Annotated in this window: 13 protein-coding genes and 1 riboswitch; of the genes, 12 read left to right on the top strand and 1 reads right to left on the bottom strand. The window is 37.4% G+C overall.

The features are described 5' to 3' along the window. Nucleotides 1–39 precede the first annotated feature (39 nt). Nucleotides 40–3,090: an AAA family ATPase gene (locus tag IGI63_RS15380; protein WP_429976201.1), complete on the top strand. Its 3,051-nt coding sequence runs from the start codon at nt 40–42 to the stop codon at nt 3,088–3,090. Between the two features lie 404 nt (nt 3,091–3,494). Here the strand turns inward: IGI63_RS15380 and glmL are convergent, their stop codons facing one another. Then, a complete protein-coding gene (glmL, locus tag IGI63_RS15375) occupies nt 3,495–4,874 on the bottom strand; it encodes a methylaspartate mutase accessory protein GlmL (RefSeq protein WP_429976200.1) in 1,380 nt (459 codons plus the stop codon). A gap of 698 nt (nt 4,875–5,572) precedes the next feature. Here glmL and ftcD point away from each other — a divergent pair. From ftcD to IGI63_RS15320, 11 genes are all read left to right on the top strand, one after another. Continuing rightward, nucleotides 5,573–6,472 carry a glutamate formimidoyltransferase gene (gene ftcD, locus IGI63_RS15370; RefSeq protein WP_429976199.1) on the top strand — a complete coding sequence of 300 codons (900 nt, stop codon included), beginning with the start codon at nt 5,573–5,575 and terminating at the stop codon, nt 6,470–6,472. A gap of 11 nt (nt 6,473–6,483) precedes the next feature. Then, entirely contained in the window at nt 6,484–7,110 is a 627-nt protein-coding gene (locus IGI63_RS15365) for a cyclodeaminase/cyclohydrolase family protein (RefSeq protein WP_429976198.1), read from the top strand. A gap of 14 nt (nt 7,111–7,124) precedes the next feature. After that, nucleotides 7,125–8,801, top strand: coding sequence for a formate--tetrahydrofolate ligase (locus tag IGI63_RS15360; RefSeq protein ID WP_429976197.1), 1,677 nt, complete (start codon nt 7,125–7,127; stop codon nt 8,799–8,801). 1 nt (nt 8,802) lies between these two features. Further along, nucleotides 8,803–9,363, top strand: coding sequence for a HutD/Ves family protein (locus tag IGI63_RS15355; protein WP_429976196.1), 561 nt, complete (start codon nt 8,803–8,805; stop codon nt 9,361–9,363). A gap of 44 nt (nt 9,364–9,407) precedes the next feature. Further along, entirely contained in the window at nt 9,408–10,778 is a 1,371-nt protein-coding gene (locus IGI63_RS15350) for an APC family permease (RefSeq protein WP_429976195.1), read from the top strand. Nucleotides 10,779–10,821: 43 nt separating this feature from the next. Further along, nucleotides 10,822–12,375 (top strand): histidine ammonia-lyase, encoded by a 1,554-nt coding sequence (hutH, locus tag IGI63_RS15345; protein ID WP_429976194.1) that lies wholly within the window; start codon nt 10,822–10,824, stop codon nt 12,373–12,375. A gap of 115 nt (nt 12,376–12,490) precedes the next feature. Beyond that, a complete protein-coding gene (locus tag IGI63_RS15340) occupies nt 12,491–12,793 on the top strand; it encodes an ATP phosphoribosyltransferase regulatory subunit (protein WP_429976193.1) in 303 nt (100 codons plus the stop codon). Further along, nucleotides 12,759–13,715, top strand: a complete 957-nt coding sequence (gene hisS, locus IGI63_RS15335) for a histidine--tRNA ligase (RefSeq protein WP_429976192.1) — start codon at nt 12,759–12,761, stop codon at nt 13,713–13,715. Before IGI63_RS15340 ends, hisS begins: the two co-directional genes overlap by 35 nt. A 55-nt stretch (nt 13,716–13,770) precedes the next feature. Continuing rightward, nucleotides 13,771–14,649: a YitT family protein gene (locus tag IGI63_RS15330; protein WP_429976191.1), complete on the top strand. Its 879-nt coding sequence runs from the start codon at nt 13,771–13,773 to the stop codon at nt 14,647–14,649. Between the two features lie 52 nt (nt 14,650–14,701). Then, the gene (locus IGI63_RS15325) at nt 14,702–15,451 is read left to right on the top strand and encodes a formate/nitrite transporter family protein (protein ID WP_429976190.1); all 750 of its coding nucleotides are present in this window, start codon (nt 14,702–14,704) and stop codon (nt 15,449–15,451) included. A gap of 8 nt (nt 15,452–15,459) precedes the next feature. Continuing rightward, nucleotides 15,460–15,558, top strand: a riboswitch (THF riboswitch). A gap of 29 nt (nt 15,559–15,587) precedes the next feature. Beyond that, nucleotides 15,588–16,136, top strand: a complete 549-nt coding sequence (locus IGI63_RS15320) for a folate family ECF transporter S component (RefSeq protein ID WP_429976189.1) — start codon at nt 15,588–15,590, stop codon at nt 16,134–16,136. The last annotated feature ends 13 nt before the right edge of the window (nt 16,137–16,149 follow it).

Below are 16,149 nucleotides of genomic sequence, written 5' to 3'. Positions count from 1 at the left end.
AAGAAAAGTATCGTAGAATGGAAGAGAGAAGGTGAATAAATGAAGAAGATGCTGCGATGTGAATTATTTGGTAATCCGAAAATTTATTTGAATGAAGAACCCGTTTTTTTTGCATTTTCAAAAATCAACGCTCTTATCTACTATTTAGCCATTAATGGTTCTGTCAGTAGGGATGAGATTGCGGGGGTTTTATGGTCTAATAAATCAGAGCAAAGTGCAAAAAAAAATCTTCGAAACACGATTTATCAAGCAAACAAAGAATTAGGAGAGGAGTTCATTGTTTCTCCAAATAAATCAATTCTTCAACTAAATGAAACTTTAGTGCAGCCGAGTGATGTAGGCTGTTTTTTACAAGATCCAGTAAATCATTTAGATGAATACCAAGATGAGTTTTTAAAAGGATTTTTCTTAAAGGATTCCGATGATTTTGATTTATGGGTGACAAAGATGCGCAATTATTTTGAGCAAAAATTTATTCAAAGCTGCTATCAAAAAGTTGCTGCAGATATTGAAAATAATCAGTTAATTGATGTAGAAAAAAATATTCGACGACTGATTGCTATAGATGAATATGACGAGCGAAACTATCAAATGCTGATGAAATTTTATCAAGACAGTCACAGAAATGGGAAAGTCATTGAAACGTATTATGATTTGTCTAGTATTTTAGATGAAGAATTAGGAATCAAACCAAGTGAAGAAACACGTGCAATTTATGCAAAAACGTTAGCAATTGTTAAAAGAAATAAGGAACAAAAAAAGGTGAAGAATTACCGTTTTTTTGGTAGAACAGCTGAAATAGAAGTATTAGAAGCAAACCTTGACTGTTTCTTTCATAAGCAGGCATTTCAATCGGTCATTGTTCAAGGAGATGATGGTGTTGGAAAAACTGCTTTATGTCAGCTTGTCTTAAGTAATACGGCACCGAAACTTTTAATTAAGGTAACCTGTTACCAAGCAGAACAAGGCTTTACCTTGAGAATGTGGCGGGAGATTATCAATCAGATTGACCAAATTGTTGTTGATGAAAAAATAGTGGAGGAAGAAACATGGCGTGCCATGTGCTATCGGTTTTTCCCTAGTTTTTTGGATAAACAAAGTGCCTGTTTTGAAGAGTCAGTGGATAACTCAGATATGAATTATCTTTCTCAATTTTTACTTGTCATCCTTAATAAGATAGCAAAAATTCATTCAGTAGTCTTTTTAATCGAAAACCTGCAGTGGATAGATGAGCGAAGTCTTCAATTATTGACAAGTGTGTTGTTACACAATGAAGACTGTATGTTTCTTCTAACCCTGCGCACAGATCACCACAGACGAATCACCGATTTTATTAATGCTGTTAGTCATTATGATAAGCTTACAAAGCTTTTATTAGAGCCTTTTCCAAGAGAGGCAATAAAAACCTTTATTGAAAAACAGATACCTGATCAAAAATTCAGCTATGATTTTTATGATAAGCTCTATGAAGAATCAGAAGGGAATCCTCTTTTTTTAATAGAATACGTTAGACAGCTTAGAGTAGGAACAAAGATTGACTATATTACACCAAAAATTCAAGAAGAGCTGGAGTTTTCTCTTACACGGCTTTCAACTTTTGAGGAAGAAGTATTAGAAATTGTTTCATATTTTCGAGAGCTGGCTGAATTGTCCATGCTTGAGGCGATTTTACGAACAGATCATGAGCAGCTTGCGCATGCAATTGCAAATTTACAACAGAGAAATTTATTAATTGAACAAGTGTTTTCCAGAAAAATTAGTGTCTGCTTTAAACAAAAAAAATTACGGAAATATATTTACTCGAAACAATCTGCAACAAAGCTTCGTGTCATTCATGAACAGATTGCTTTCTTATTTGAACAGCAATGGAAGCTGACAAACGATAAAGAGCTGTTATCTTTGGTGGCCTATCACTATAAGTATGCAAATCAGGAATTGAAATCTCTTGATTATGAATTATCAAAGCTGGAGCCGTCTTTGAAGTTTCAACACGAACTTTTTCCCATTTACAATGAGCGAAGCGAAATAGCGATTGAGCTTCAGACAGTAGAATGGCAAAAGGAATTTGAAAAATTTGAACAAATTGGTGAGCAGTTAAAAAGAAACGAAGAGCTTTATGGAGAACAAGAGGATTATCAGCTGTTATTAATGAAATATCTATATCTTGAAGGACGCTACTTTATCAATCGAGGAAATTACGGTCGGGGAATTGAGAATATTCAACGAGTGATTGTAAAAGCAAGAGAATACCACAATGATCGTTATCTAGTTAAGGCTTATCGACAAATGATTTATTACTTTATTCAGACAGATAATGCAAGCGACATGGCACACTATATAGAATTAGCGATGTCCATCTCAATAAGGACAAATGATCACGAATCAATCGGGATTTTGTTACGTCTAAAAGGTTTATATAACTTAATGGTTGGTGAACTAGAAGTTGCTGAACGATTGTTTCATGAATCTATTACCATCTTTACTATTTCTGATGAAGTAAGAGAAAAATATGCAAGTAACATAGCGGCTTCTTATGATTATCTTGCAGAAATTGAACGATTGAGACAAAATTATGAGCAGGCAATCTCTTATCAGAAAAAAGCGATTGTTTTATGTGAGGAAACGAGTTTGATTACTAGCTTAGTTATTTTTTATGTAGATATGGGGATTTCAGCTTTTGCTGCACAGGATTATAAAGAAGCTCGACTCTATTTACAACGATCAAATGAAATGTATGTCAATCTTACTTCTCCCTGGAAGAGAACGCAGTTAAGTGTCTATCTTGCACTAATTGATTTGTTGGAAGGGGACTATCAGGCAGTATTTGAAGCGCTCTTGCGATTTAACGAAATTCAAACACAAATGACCAATCCGCGAGATTTAGGAATTTTATATTTCTATAAAGCGATTGTTAAGCATTTGTTGAATACACATGTGATGCAAGAGCCAAACCTAAGCAAATTGCTTGATAGAGAAGAGTCCTATTATTACGAGAAAGCAGTCGAAAATCTTAGCCCTTATCGAGATCAATATGAGCTGCACTATCTGCGCGAGGTTGTTTTTGAAGGGGCATCCTCACAAGCTGATTAGACAGGAGTAAATTTGCCATGACACGTATACAAAATTAGGTAAATAGAAGTTTTCTGTAGTCTCTAGCTAGGATTAAAAGTTTAAGCGAGGAGAGAAATGATGTGCCCCCAAAAGTTGTACTTGAAAAATGCAATTTTTGGGGGTATTTGTTATGAATTATTATGAAATAGAAGTCAAATTGAAGATAGTTCAAGAATACGTAGAAGGACGCCACCACGTTTGTCTATCAACAACTTCTGCGCATGGAGTATGCTAGCCTTGAAGGCTTTACAAATAGTTGCATAAACGTACCTATTTAGTACTGCAAATCACGTAGCTTCACTTCCGCTAATCCATATCCATAGTACCTACTTGGTTCTTGGAACTGAACTCTTTTATTTCGACCGTTCTTTTTCTGAGCTTTTTTAACAAGGTAAAATCATTTTTTTCAACAGAAGAAGGGCTGTTTGCGGATAGTTTTGGGAAAGAAGCCCGAGTGCTGAAAATAAATAATGTGTATCAATAAAAAAAGTGGGGGCTAAGGGTTTTAAATGAGTAGTATCAGAAAAACACGCGTACTTTAGAATTTGTTTAGGTTGCTGATGATAGACAAGAACGCCCCCAGTCCCTATGACATTTGGAAATGTACGCAAGTCTTTTCCTTTTTGATAATAAACGGTTCGATTAGGTGTTTGACTCGCACGTAGCTTCCCCGTGTGCCGATTAACTGAAAGTTCTACCGCTTTTGAGGCAAGTAGTGTATCTAACTGCTGCTCTTTTTTTGTGTCGGGAAGATAGGTCGGTTGTGTGATTCGTTTTTGAACGCTTCGTTGTAATGCTTGTTTATCACCCTGAAATAGTTTCTGAAAGTCATCAAACCCAACAGCTTCAATCAAACTTTCCGAAGAATATCGCATGCCCAAATCACCTTCTACTGTTCTCTTAGCGTGAGGTTCTTCTAGGCCTTCAAAAAATGTCTGATTATCTGTGATTGGCGGATTTCCAACACTAAATACATCTGTAGTTGCACCGCCAACATCGACTACTAATGTTGGGCCGATTCCCTGAATATTTGGCAGTCCATCTGCTAATAGCTGAATCGCCAATAAAACAGATGTAGGAGTCGGAATAATTGGCAACTGACTCTTTTTTGCAACTTCCTCAATGCCATTTGTTTGAATAATCTTTTTTAAAAAGATGTCTCTGGCTATTTCTCTTACTGGTTCTGCTTGTAAAACATTTACTTTAGGCATGACATTTTTTGTGTAATAGACGGTTAGATGAGGGCTAGTTAAAAGAGAACGAATTTCCGGAATTGCTGCTTCATTTCCAGCAACTAAGATAGTTCCTGAGGATAAATAACGATTTATCATTTGTGCATTATGACAGATAATTTGTTGGTTTCCACCATTTGTTCCTCCAGATAATAGAATAATATCTGGATTTAATTGGTTCATTTCTATCACTTGTTCTTTTGTTAGTCTATAGTGATAGGTATTGATGACTCTTGTTCCAGCACCTAGTGCCGCTCGTTTTGCCGCTTCTGCAGTAAGACTTTCAGTTAGACCAATAGAGACCATACGAAATCCGCCCCATGCAGAGGAGCAGATAAAGACCTCATCAAAAGCAGATTTTCCTAGCTGCTGTAAAAGTGTGTGTTCTCCTTTTTGATAGCATGCCATAATTCCCTGTTCATGGGAGGTAGGTAGGCTGATATGAGCAGCTACCTGTATGGTTGTTACATTGATTGCGGCAAACTTCGAATAGGTACTACCAAAGTCGACGAGTAAAATAAGTTTGTCCATCTATCCGATCTCCTGTTTAAAAAATAGTTAATGAGAAAAAATTAATTTTTGCTCTTCTTTTTCTCATTTTAGAATCAATTAAACGTCAAAAGAACCAAAACTAATTACAAAATCTATTGATTGATTCATTTTTCATAGTTGTAAAAAAATAAATAATTGTTTTATGTTTATTTTTTCTCTTTATTTCTTACGCTGTTTTTCCGTTCGTTTTATAATCCTTTTATTTTATTTATGAAAACACCTAGATTGCGTGTGTTATCAAAAGTGTTTAAGGAATAGATTATTTTTAAGTAACAACTCAGTTATTTCTTCCTTATGAGTTCTACTCCAAGTGTAAAAAAAGCAGTCAAAAAAGTGTCAAATTATTTGCTCATAAAAAATAAGGTGAACGTTTCAAACAGAATTCTCTTGATAGAAATTGTCTTTGAATGATGAGAAAAGGCTGGTAACACGCAATTTTGACGTGTTGACCAACCCATATAAGCATGGTAAGGTAAAGCCGTAAATGAAAGCGCTAACAAGATTTTGAGAGGTTGTTAACGTATAAATCTTGACTTTTTTGGAATAAAAATTGTGAAGATGAACTGCGCGTATTTTTATTTTGTACAGGAGTGATGACCCGTACAAGCTGAAGTATTTACTTTGTTACTTAAAAGAAATTTTGAAGACGAGAGCGTAAAAAAGAAAGGATGGTTTAAATGGCAAAATTAATTGAATGTATCCCAAATTTTAGTGAAGGTCGCGATGAAAAAGTAATTGAAGGATTAGTGAATACTGCAAAAAGTGTGAATGGTGTGACTCTTTTAGATTATTCATCTGATGCAAGTCATAATCGTAGTGTATTTACTCTAGTTGGAGATGAAGACGGTATTCAAGAAGTTGCTTTTCAACTAGTTAAGTATGCAAGCCAACACATTGACATGACAAAGCATCACGGGGAGCATCCTCGTATGGGCGCAACGGATGTTGTTCCATTTGTCCCAATTAAAGACGTGACTACAGCAGAATGTGTTGAAATTTCAAAAAAAGTAGCGAAGAGAATTAATGATGAACTAAACATTCCAATCTTCTTATATGAGGAATCTGCAAGTACACCTGCTCGTACAAACTTAGCGAAAGTAAGAAAAGGACAATTTGAAGGAATGGCAGAAAAATTGTTGGAAGAAGAGTGGGCACCTGACTTTGGTGAAAGAAAACCCCATCCAACTGCGGGAGTCACTGCTGTGGGTGCACGTATGCCATTGGTTGCATTTAATGTGAACTTAGATACGGATAATATTGACATCGCAAATAAAATTGCGAAAATTGTTCGTGGATCTGGCGGCGGATTTAAATATTGTAAGGGAATTGGCGTGATGCTGGAAGATCGGAACATTGCACAAGTTTCAATGAATATGGTCAATTATGAAGGAACCCCTTTATATCGAGCGTTTGAAACAATTCGATTTGAAGCCAAAAGATATGGTGTAAATATTATTGGCAGTGAAGTGATTGGGTTAACTCCTGCAAAAGCACTTATTGACTGCGCAGAGTATTATCTTCAAATTGAAGAATTTGATTATAAAAAACAAATTTTGGAAAATCATCTACTAAATTAGGAGGACTGACCATGCAGTTAATCGATAGAGAAGTAAAAGACTTTGTAACGGTCTTAGGATCAGATGCACCAGCTCCTGGTGGGGGCTCCGCATCAGCACTTGCAGGTGCAATGGGGATCTCATTAACAAAAATGGTAACAAAATTAACCATTGGAAAAAAGAAATATGCAGAATTTGAAGAAAAAGTAAGTAAGGCACAAAAAGAAGCGGCTCGATTACAGTCTGCATTTATACGTGCAATCGATGAGGATACAGAGGCATTTAATAAAGTATCTGCAGTATTTACAATGCCAAAAGATACCGAGGAAGAAAAAGAAATCCGTAAGCAAGCAATGCAGCGTGCCTTGGAGGGCGCAACACAGACACCTTTCAAAATGATGGAAATCGCAGTAGAAGCGTTAAAGGTGACAAGAGAATTGATTGGAAAATCAAATACAAATGCAGCAAGTGATTTAGGTGTAGCTGCGTTGAATTTGAAATCTGCTCTGCAGGGTGCTTGGCTAAATGTTTTGATTAATCTTTCTGGGGTAAAGGATGAAGAATTTGTCACTCGCTACAAAGAAAAGGGAAATGTACTGTTAAGTGAAGGAACGAGTCTGGCAGATGAAATTTATACTGCCATCGAAAAAATTGTTTAGGAAGGAAGAAAAAAATGACAAATTTATCAGATATCGAAATTGCAAATCAGGTTGAGATGAATCCAATTACGAATGTTGCCGAAAAACTTGGAATTCCTAGAGACAGTCTATCATTGTATGGAGATTATAAAGCAAAAATAAATGTTAGTAAATTAGGTGATTTGGATAAAGCTAAGCGCGGCAAATTAATTCTTGTTACGGCTATTACGCCAACTCCAGCTGGAGAAGGAAAAACCACGACGTCCGTTGGGCTAGTGGATGCCTTGTCAAAAATTGGCAAAAAGGCTGCCATTGCACTACGTGAGCCATCTTTAGGCCCAGTATTTGGTGTCAAGGGTGGAGCTACAGGAGGCGGGTATGCACAAGTAGTTCCAATGGAAGATATCAACTTACATTTTACTGGGGATTTTCATGCAATCGGTGCGGCGAATAATTTATTGGCGGCCTTGTTAGATAACCATATTCATCAAGGAAATGCACTAGGAATCGATAGCCGAAGAATTACCTGGAAGCGCGTGGTAGATATGAATGATCGACAACTACGTCATATCGTAAATGGTCTTCAAGGCAGAGTTAACGGCGTTCCACGTGAGGATGGATATGATATTACCGTTGCTTCTGAAATTATGGCGGTTCTGTGTTTGGCAAATAATATTACTGATTTAAAAGAAAAGTTAAAGAAAATCATCGTTGCCTATAGCTTTGAAGGAAAACCTGTCACAGCAGGAGACCTAAAGGCAGAAGGCGCAATGACAGCACTTTTAAAAGAAGCGATTCAACCCAATATTGTACAAACACTTGAACACTCACCTGCATTTATTCATGGCGGTCCATTTGCAAATATTGCACACGGTTGTAATAGTGTTCTTGCTACAAAGCTTGCATTGAAGTATGCAGATTACGCAGTAACAGAAGCAGGATTTGGTGCAGATTTAGGCGCAGAAAAATTTATTGATATCAAATGTCGTTTGGCAGAATTAAAACCAGATGCGGTTGTCTTAGTTGCTACTATTCGTGCTTTAAAGATGCATGGTGGAATGAAAAAAGCAGATTTAGGAACAGAAAATGTAGAAGCGGTTCTTAAGGGACTTCCTAATCTAGAAAAACATTTGAGTAATATTCAGGAAGTATATGGCATGCCTGTTGTAGTAGCAATCAACAAGTTCCCAACCGATACGGACGCTGAATTAGCAGCTATTGAGAACGCATGTAAAGAACGTGGTGTTGAAGTGACCTTATCAGATGTTTGGGCAAAAGGTGGCGAAGGCGGGATTGATCTTGCAAATAAAGTAGTCGAATTAGCAGACAAGCCAAATAGTTTCAGCCATGTATATGATCTATCTGATTCAATAGAAGAAAAATTAACAAAAATTGTTCAACGTGTCTATGGTGGAAAAGGAATCGAGCTTGCACCAAGTGCACGAAAAGAGCTTGCAGAATTAGAGAAGCTTGGTTTTACTGAGTACCCAATTTGTATGGCAAAAACACAATATTCTTTCTCTGATGATGCCACGTTGCTTGGTGCACCTAAAGACTTTACTGTAACTATCCGTAATTTGAAGGTTTCTGCTGGCGCAGGATTTATTGTTGCTTTAACGGGTGCAGTAATGACGATGCCGGGACTTCCTAAATCACCAGCAGCAGAACGAATTGATGTAGATGCTGAAGGAAATATTTCTGGATTATTCTAAGATGAAAATAGAACATTTTACGCATAACCAGTATAAGCGGTCAACTTGGAGTGGAGGAAAGACAACTGAGCTTTTCCTCTTCCCTCCAGAGGGAGATTATCAAAAAAGAACATTTGATTATCGAATTTCTAGTGCCACGATTGAACAGCAGTATTCAGAATTCACTTTATTACCTGGATACCATAGACTTTTGATACCACTTGAAGGAAGCGTTATCCTGACACATGGAGAAAAAACGATACGACTAGATACATACGAGGTAGGAGAGTTTGATGGAGCACTTCCTACAACAAGTGAAGGGAAATGTATTGATTTTAATTTGATCTATAAAAAATCTATGCAAGGGGAGATGAAGCTGGTTCAAGCACATAATTCTCTATACTCGATAGAAAAAGACAGCTATTTATATTGCATAGATGAGTGTGCAGTAAAAATAAATGACGCTACTTATTTCTTGAAACGATACGATAGTCTCGCACTTACTGAAATAACTGAACAAACTGTTTTAGAACTGTTAAACAAGGACGATGCAGTAAAACTAATTTATGTCAGTTGCACTTAGGTTTAAACGAGAATGAAAACGTTTTAAACGAGAGGAGAATAACCATGCAAAATGAGGAACAGATTCCGGAGGTTTCGGATATTAAAGACCCAGAGGAGCTATCGAGCAGTGAGGATAAAGCAAAGTTTAGTCTGAACGGAGCTACGTTATACGGAATTAATGCGGTAATTGGTTCAGGGATTTTCTTACTTCCTAGAACTATTTATCAGGATTTAGGACCAGCATCACTCGTCGCTATGTTAGTTGACGTATTACTTGTATTAATGCTTGCTGTCTGCTTTGCGGAAGTTGCCGGATACTTTAACAAAAATGGTGGAGCATTCCAATATGCAAAAGCAGCATTTGGTGATTTTGTTGGATTTAACGTAGGAATTTTGGGCTGGTTTGTGACGATTATTGCCTGGGCTGCAATGGCTGCAGGATTTGCGAAATTATTAATTCAAACATTTCCGTCATTAGAAGGACAAAATACACTTATAAGTGTGCTATTAATCATCTTTTTATCAACAATTAATAGTATGGGAATTAAGACATCAAAGATTTTTACAATCACGATTACTATTGCGAAATTAATTCCTATTATTGCTTTTACGCTGATGAGTATTTTCTTTATTAAAAATGGAATTGACGCTGGAAACTTTACTCCTTTTCTACAGTTAAATCCTGACATGACCTTATCTCAGGCGATGGCTTCTACCTCACTGACTGTATTTTATGCCTTCATTGGGTTTGAAGCGTTGCCGGTAGTAGCAGGAGAAATGCGTAATGCGAAGAAAAACGTACCAAAAGCAATAATTGGCTCAATTAGTATCGTATCTATCTTATACTTTATGATTATTGCTGGAACAATCGCAATGCTTGGTATGGGGATTTTGCAAAGTAATGCCCCTGTACAGGATGCCTTTGTTGAGATGGTCGGACCTGCAGGAAAATGGATTATTTCAATTGGCGCATTAATTTCTATTGCCGGGTTGAATATGGGTGATTCTTTGATGATTCCACGTTATGGTGCATCAATTTCAGATGAAGGATTATTACCAAAAATAATTGCAAAGAAAAATGCTAAAGGAGCACCGATTGTCGCTATTATCGTCTCTGGGTTAATTACAATCGGATTTTTATTAAGTGGTTCATTTGAACAATTGGCTGAACTGAGTGTTGTTTTCCGTTTCTTCCAATATATTCCAACAGCTTTGGCGCTGATTTGGCTTAGACGGAAAAAGGTGGATACTGTACCAGCCTTTAAACTACCTCTAGGACCAGTCATTCCTGTTATTTCCATTGTGGTGAGTATTTGGATGGTTGCAGCAGCAAATCCAGTCAATCTGATTGCAGGATTAATCGGAGTGATTGTTGCAAGTATTCTATATTTTGTCATTAATAAAGAGAAAAGACCAGGCGCGACACAAGACTAGAAACATTTGTATATAAGCAAATGAAAATTGGAGGATATTAGACATGAAAGAGGATAACAAAGTAATTATTTTAGATGGTGAAAGCTTAACATTGGAAGATGTTGTTGCCGTTGCAAGAAAAAATGTTCAAGTAAGTATTGCGGAAAGTGCAGAGGAAGCAGTTAACCGCTCTCGTAAGATTGTTGATGATATTGTAGCAGAAAAAAGAGTGGTATATGGAGTAAATACAGGGTTTGGTTCATTGTGTAATGTAAGCATCTCCCAAGATGATACAGTGCAGCTACAAGAAAATCTTATTCGTACGCACGCTTCTGGATTCGGTGATCCGTTTGCAGAGGATGTGGTTCGTGCAATCATGTTGATTCGCGTAAATTCACTTGTGAAAGGCTATTCTGGTATTCTATTAAGTACAGTTAAAGCACTGATGGCTATGTTAAATAAAGGGGTTCACCCATTTATTCCGGAAAAAGGTTCATTAGGTGCATCTGGAGATTTGGCACCATTGGCACACATGGTGATGCCTTTATTAGGTCTTGGGAAAGCCTACTATAAAGGAGAATTGCTGTCAGGAAAAGAAGCAATGCAGAAGGCTGGACTAGAAGTGATTCAATTGAGTGCAAAAGAAGGGCTGGCATTCATTAATGGAACAACTGTTTTGACAGCAGTCGGTGCACTAGCTACGTATGACGCGATTGAATTACTAAAACTTTCAGATATTGCAGGTGCACTTTCTTTAGAAGTACATGGGGGCATTTCCAGTCCATTTGAAGAAGAACTTCATACCATTCGCCCACAAAGCGGACAACTAGCAACTGCTAGAAATATTCGTCGACTCATCGAAGGAAGCGGATATATCACCGAAGCAACACCTGATCATGTGCAAGATCCGTATACATTACGCTGTATGCCACAAATTCATGGTGCGAGTAAGGATTCTATTGCATATGTGAAAGAGAAAGTTGAGATTGAAATAAACTCAGTAACAGACAATCCAATTATTACACGTGGCGGAAAAGTGATTTCTGGCGGGAATTTCCATGGAGAACCAATGGCTCAACCATTTGATTTCTTGGGAATCGCCGTGGCTGAAATTGGAAATGTTTCTGAACGTCGGGTAGAACGATTAGTGAATACACAATTAAGTAAGCTCCCTTCATTCTTAGTAAAACATCCTGGTCTAAACTCTGGATTTATGATTACACAATATGCATGTGCTTCTTTAGTTTCTGAAAATAAAATCTTGGCACACCCAGCAAGTGTTGATTCTATTCCATCATGTGAAAACCAAGAAGACTTTGTTAGTATGGGAACCACTGCCGCAAGAACTGCTGCAGAAATCTTATTGAATTCTAGACGGGTGGTGGCAACGGAAATAATGGCTGCGTGTCAGGCATTGGATATTCGTGGTTATCAGGACAAACTAGGAAAAGGAACACAGCCTGCTTATAAAGCATTCCGTCAATTTGTCGCATTCATTGAGCATGATAAAGATATTGAAATGTATGATGAATTAAATAAAGCGACAGATGCCATGATTCATGGAGACCTTTTATCGGCAGTAGAAAAAGAAGTGGATTTGGATATTCAATTTAGCTAGTCGCTAAATAGATGAGTGGAACAAGTAGAAAGCAACGGTCAATTCGGTCCTTTTTACTTGTTCACACTTTTTTGACTTCCTACAGCAAATCACTTTTAAATGAGGAGGATGAAGGATGAATTACCAAAAACCAAAAGGGACGGTAGATATTTTACCGGGTGAATCTGAAAAATGGCAATTTATTGAAAACAAAGCACGTGAGGTATTCAATCTATATCATTTTAAAGAACTACGGACACCGATTTTTGAATATTTTGAAGTGATTGTACGGGGTGTTGGAGAAAGCACAGATATCGTATCAAAAGAGATGTATGATTTTTATGATAAAGGAAATCGACATGTGACGCTTCGACCGGAAGAAACTGCGGCTCTGGTTCGCAGTTATGTGGAAAGGACCAGAACACCCGCAACCCTTTAAAGCCTATTATATAGGGCCTATGTTTCGGTATGAGCGACCTCAGGCGGGACGTTTGCGTCAGTTTCATCAAATTGGTGTAGAGGCAATAGGAACAAAGAGCCCTGCAACCGATGTGGAAACAATCGCAATGGCATTAGATTTTTTCCAACAATTAGGGATTACTCACACGAAACTTGTTATCAATTCTCTTGGAAATGTAGAAAGTCGAAGCCGATATAGAGAAGCGCTGATTGCCTATTTGACAAAAGTAGAGGATCAATTAAGTCCCAATTCGCTGCGTCGTCTTCATCAAAATCCACTGCGTGTACTTGACAGTAAAGCACCTGAGGATCAAACAATTGTAGAGAAAGCACCTTCTATTTTGGCTTATTTGGATGAGGAAAGTAAAACTTTTTTTGATGAAGTGAAAAAATTGTTAAATAACTTAAGCATTCCATATGAAATCGATCATCGCATGGTTCGCGGATTGGATTATTATAATCATACTGTATTTGAGATTATGAGTGATGCGCCAGGGTTCAATCATGTTCTAACGACGATTTGTGCAGGAGGAAGGTACGACGGGTTAATTGGTGAGTTTGGCGGTTCTGATGAGAGAGACACAGGTTTTGGTTTTGCCTTAGGAATTGAGCGCTTATTAATTGCCATTGAAGCAGAGGGAGAAGAACTGACCACCTCACAGTCAATTGATGTCTATGTTTCTTGTTTTAGTCATGAAGAAAGCAGCTTAGCCTTACGTATCGCTCAAATCGCCCGACATTCTGGGTTGATTGCTGAGCAGGAGATTCAGTATAGGAAACTAAAAGCGCAGCTACGAACGGCCAACCGTTTAGGTGCAAAGTTCGTTGTATTTATTGGAGAGGAGGAGATACAAAGTAATAAAATAACGGTTAAAATCATGAAGACTGGTGAAGAAAAATGAGTTCCTTTTGAAGAGTTACAAAATTTCTTTGAGGAAATGAAGGAAGTGTAGTAGAATGTTTAAGGCAAAACAAGAAAAGTTTTGGCAAGATTTTGTGACAAAAGTAACTATTGCGTTAATCTATGCATTTTTGTATTCGATAGCGCTTAACTTTTTTTGGCAACCGGGGCATATTTATGCAGGTGGATTGACTGGGATTGCGCAAATTCTCTCGACCTTATTTGATCGAAGTGGTGGATTTACGCTGTCTATCTCTGTTATTTATTATTTGTTAAATGTTCCGATGTTTATCTTAGCATGGTTCAAGATAAACAAAAAATTTGTCTTTTTTACAGTGATTTCGGTCACCTTTGCTTCTATTGCTATTTCAATGGTTCCAACGGTGCCGCTTACGAATGATCCGATTATTTGCGCTATTTTTGGCGGTGTGATCAATGGGTTTTCCTTAGGATTAGCATTGAAATATGGGATTTCTACAGGAGGAATGGATGCACTTATTATTACACTCAGACAGCATACTGGACGGAGTATTGGTGCAATCTCAATGGGAATTAATGGTCTAATTATTTTAACCGCGGGCTATCTTTTTGGCTGGCCTTATGCATTTTATAGTTTGCTTGCTATTTTTGTCAGTGGAAAAGTAACTGATTTAGTCTATGTCAAGCATCAGAAAGTTCAAGTCATGGTGATTACTCAGCAGCAAAACCACGTCATCCCGGAACTACAAAAGGTTTTGAAGCGAGGAATCACGGTCATTCCCCAAGGATATGGTGCGTATGATTATCATGCACAAACAATTTTGATTACAGTCATCACTTTTTATGAGATGGAGCTTTTAGCAAAGGTCATGAAAGAAGTTGATCCAAAAGCGTTTGTTAGTGTCTCGCAAGACATTAAAATTTTAAGTCATTTTGAAGAATTAGATATAGTATAAACGAATTGTCAAAATGGGAAAATCAGTTTTTGAAGAATGAGGAGATGGGTATATGTTAAATCCAGGTGAAATTTTACAGCAAAGTATCAAGATGGGGAGCCAAAAAATTGAAAAGCCTCTTTTAGCGAAGCTAATTCTAGGATTTATTGGGGGCGCGATGATTTCATTAGGATATTTAGCGTATATTCGTGTATCTGCCTCTATTTCAGTTGAGTTGCCAAGTATTGCAAGTCTGGTAGGAGCAAGTGTTTTTCCAATCGGTCTGATTGTCATTTTATTAGCAGGTGGCGAATTAATCACAGGGAATATGATGGCCGTTAGCAGTGCGTTTTTTGCAAAAAAAGTGACACTGATGGAATTAATAAAGAATTGGCTAGTCATCACGCTTGCGAATATTGTTGGTGCTATTTTTGTTGCCTACTTTTTTGGTTTAACTCATACAGGTGCTTTTCAAGCGCAAGTGATTAGTGTGGCACAGCATAAAGTGGAGAGCTCATTTCTTCAAGCATTTGTCTCAGGCATTGGCTGTAACTGGTTTGTCGGACTTGCTTTGTGGTTGTGCTATGGAGCAAAGGATAGTGCTGGAAAAATCTTAGGCATCTGGTTTCCAGTGATGGTTTTTGTAGCCATCGAATTTCAGCATAGTGTGGCAAATGCATTTGTCATTCCAGCAGCAATCTTTGAAGGCGGCAGTACATGGATGGACTTTATCCAAAACTTTATCCCTGTTTATTTAGGCAATATTGTTGGCGGAGCAGTATTTGTTTCCGGGTTCTATTATCTAAGCTACAATCATCATTAATAAAAAATAACAGAGTAGAGGACAAAGCGTTAAGTGTCACAAGAGATGGGATGTTGCTCTATGAACGAAGAATAGTAATTCGCGGTTTTGTCCTCGCATTCGCTGCATGAATCTTTGTGTAGCAGCTCAAGAGGAGATGCTCGTAATGAAGAAATTAAACGTACACGCTATGACGACCATTAGCTTACTTATTGCTTTAATGGTCATACTATCTCAAGTATTTGGTTTTGAAACACAGTTAATAAAAATAACCTTTGATTTTATTCCAGAAGTAGTTATGGCGTCTTTGTTTGGGCCTTTTTGGACAGGTGTAGGCGCATCTATTGCAGATATAATAGGAAATACTTTGTTGGGGAAAGCACCGTTCTTTATTGGATTTACACTCAATGCATTTATTGGCGGATGGGTCTATGGCTTCTTCTTTTATAAGAAAAGTGTTACACTCAAAAATGCTTTTTTCTGTGTATTAGTAAATACATTAGTGATTAGTCTATTTTTAACTCTATTGTGGTTGTCCATCATGTATGGCATTCTTTTCACAGATGAAAAGCTTTGGGCGATTCGTTTAACGAAGGCTGCTGTGATGTTGCCAATTCAAACGATTCTTATCTTTTTCTTTGGCAATGCCATTCCGATAAGGGTTATTGGCAAACGGTTTGTTTCAAAAAAATATCAAGTGAAATAAGAAGGTTCTGTTG

Origin of the sequence: Enterococcus sp. DIV0086, assembly GCF_050498705.1 — a bacterium.
Lineage (GTDB): Bacteria > Bacillota > Bacilli > Lactobacillales > Enterococcaceae > Enterococcus > Enterococcus faecalis.
The sequence above is the reverse complement of the archived record's forward strand: the minus strand, read 5'-3'. Positions and strand labels throughout refer to the sequence as shown.

Bases quoted from the DNA above. Each gene is read 5' to 3' on its own strand.
- IGI63_RS15380 (WP_429976201.1), top strand. From the start codon at position 40: ATGAAGAAGATGCTGCGATGTGAATTATTTGGTAATCCGAAAATTTAT.
- glmL (WP_429976200.1), bottom strand. From the start codon at position 4,874: ATGGACAAACTTATTTTACTCGTCGACTTTGGTAGTACCTATTCGAAG.
- ftcD (WP_429976199.1), top strand. From the start codon at position 5,573: ATGGCAAAATTAATTGAATGTATCCCAAATTTTAGTGAAGGTCGCGAT.
- IGI63_RS15365 (WP_429976198.1), top strand. From the start codon at position 6,484: ATGCAGTTAATCGATAGAGAAGTAAAAGACTTTGTAACGGTCTTAGGA.
- IGI63_RS15360 (WP_429976197.1), top strand. From the start codon at position 7,125: ATGACAAATTTATCAGATATCGAAATTGCAAATCAGGTTGAGATGAAT.
- IGI63_RS15355 (WP_429976196.1), top strand. From the start codon at position 8,803: ATGAAAATAGAACATTTTACGCATAACCAGTATAAGCGGTCAACTTGG.
- IGI63_RS15350 (WP_429976195.1), top strand. From the start codon at position 9,408: ATGCAAAATGAGGAACAGATTCCGGAGGTTTCGGATATTAAAGACCCA.
- hutH (WP_429976194.1), top strand. From the start codon at position 10,822: ATGAAAGAGGATAACAAAGTAATTATTTTAGATGGTGAAAGCTTAACA.
- IGI63_RS15340 (WP_429976193.1), top strand. From the start codon at position 12,491: ATGAATTACCAAAAACCAAAAGGGACGGTAGATATTTTACCGGGTGAA.
- hisS (WP_429976192.1), top strand. From the start codon at position 12,759: ATGTGGAAAGGACCAGAACACCCGCAACCCTTTAAAGCCTATTATATA.
- IGI63_RS15330 (WP_429976191.1), top strand. From the start codon at position 13,771: ATGTTTAAGGCAAAACAAGAAAAGTTTTGGCAAGATTTTGTGACAAAA.
- IGI63_RS15325 (WP_429976190.1), top strand. From the start codon at position 14,702: ATGTTAAATCCAGGTGAAATTTTACAGCAAAGTATCAAGATGGGGAGC.
- IGI63_RS15320 (WP_429976189.1), top strand. From the start codon at position 15,588: ATGCTCGTAATGAAGAAATTAAACGTACACGCTATGACGACCATTAGC.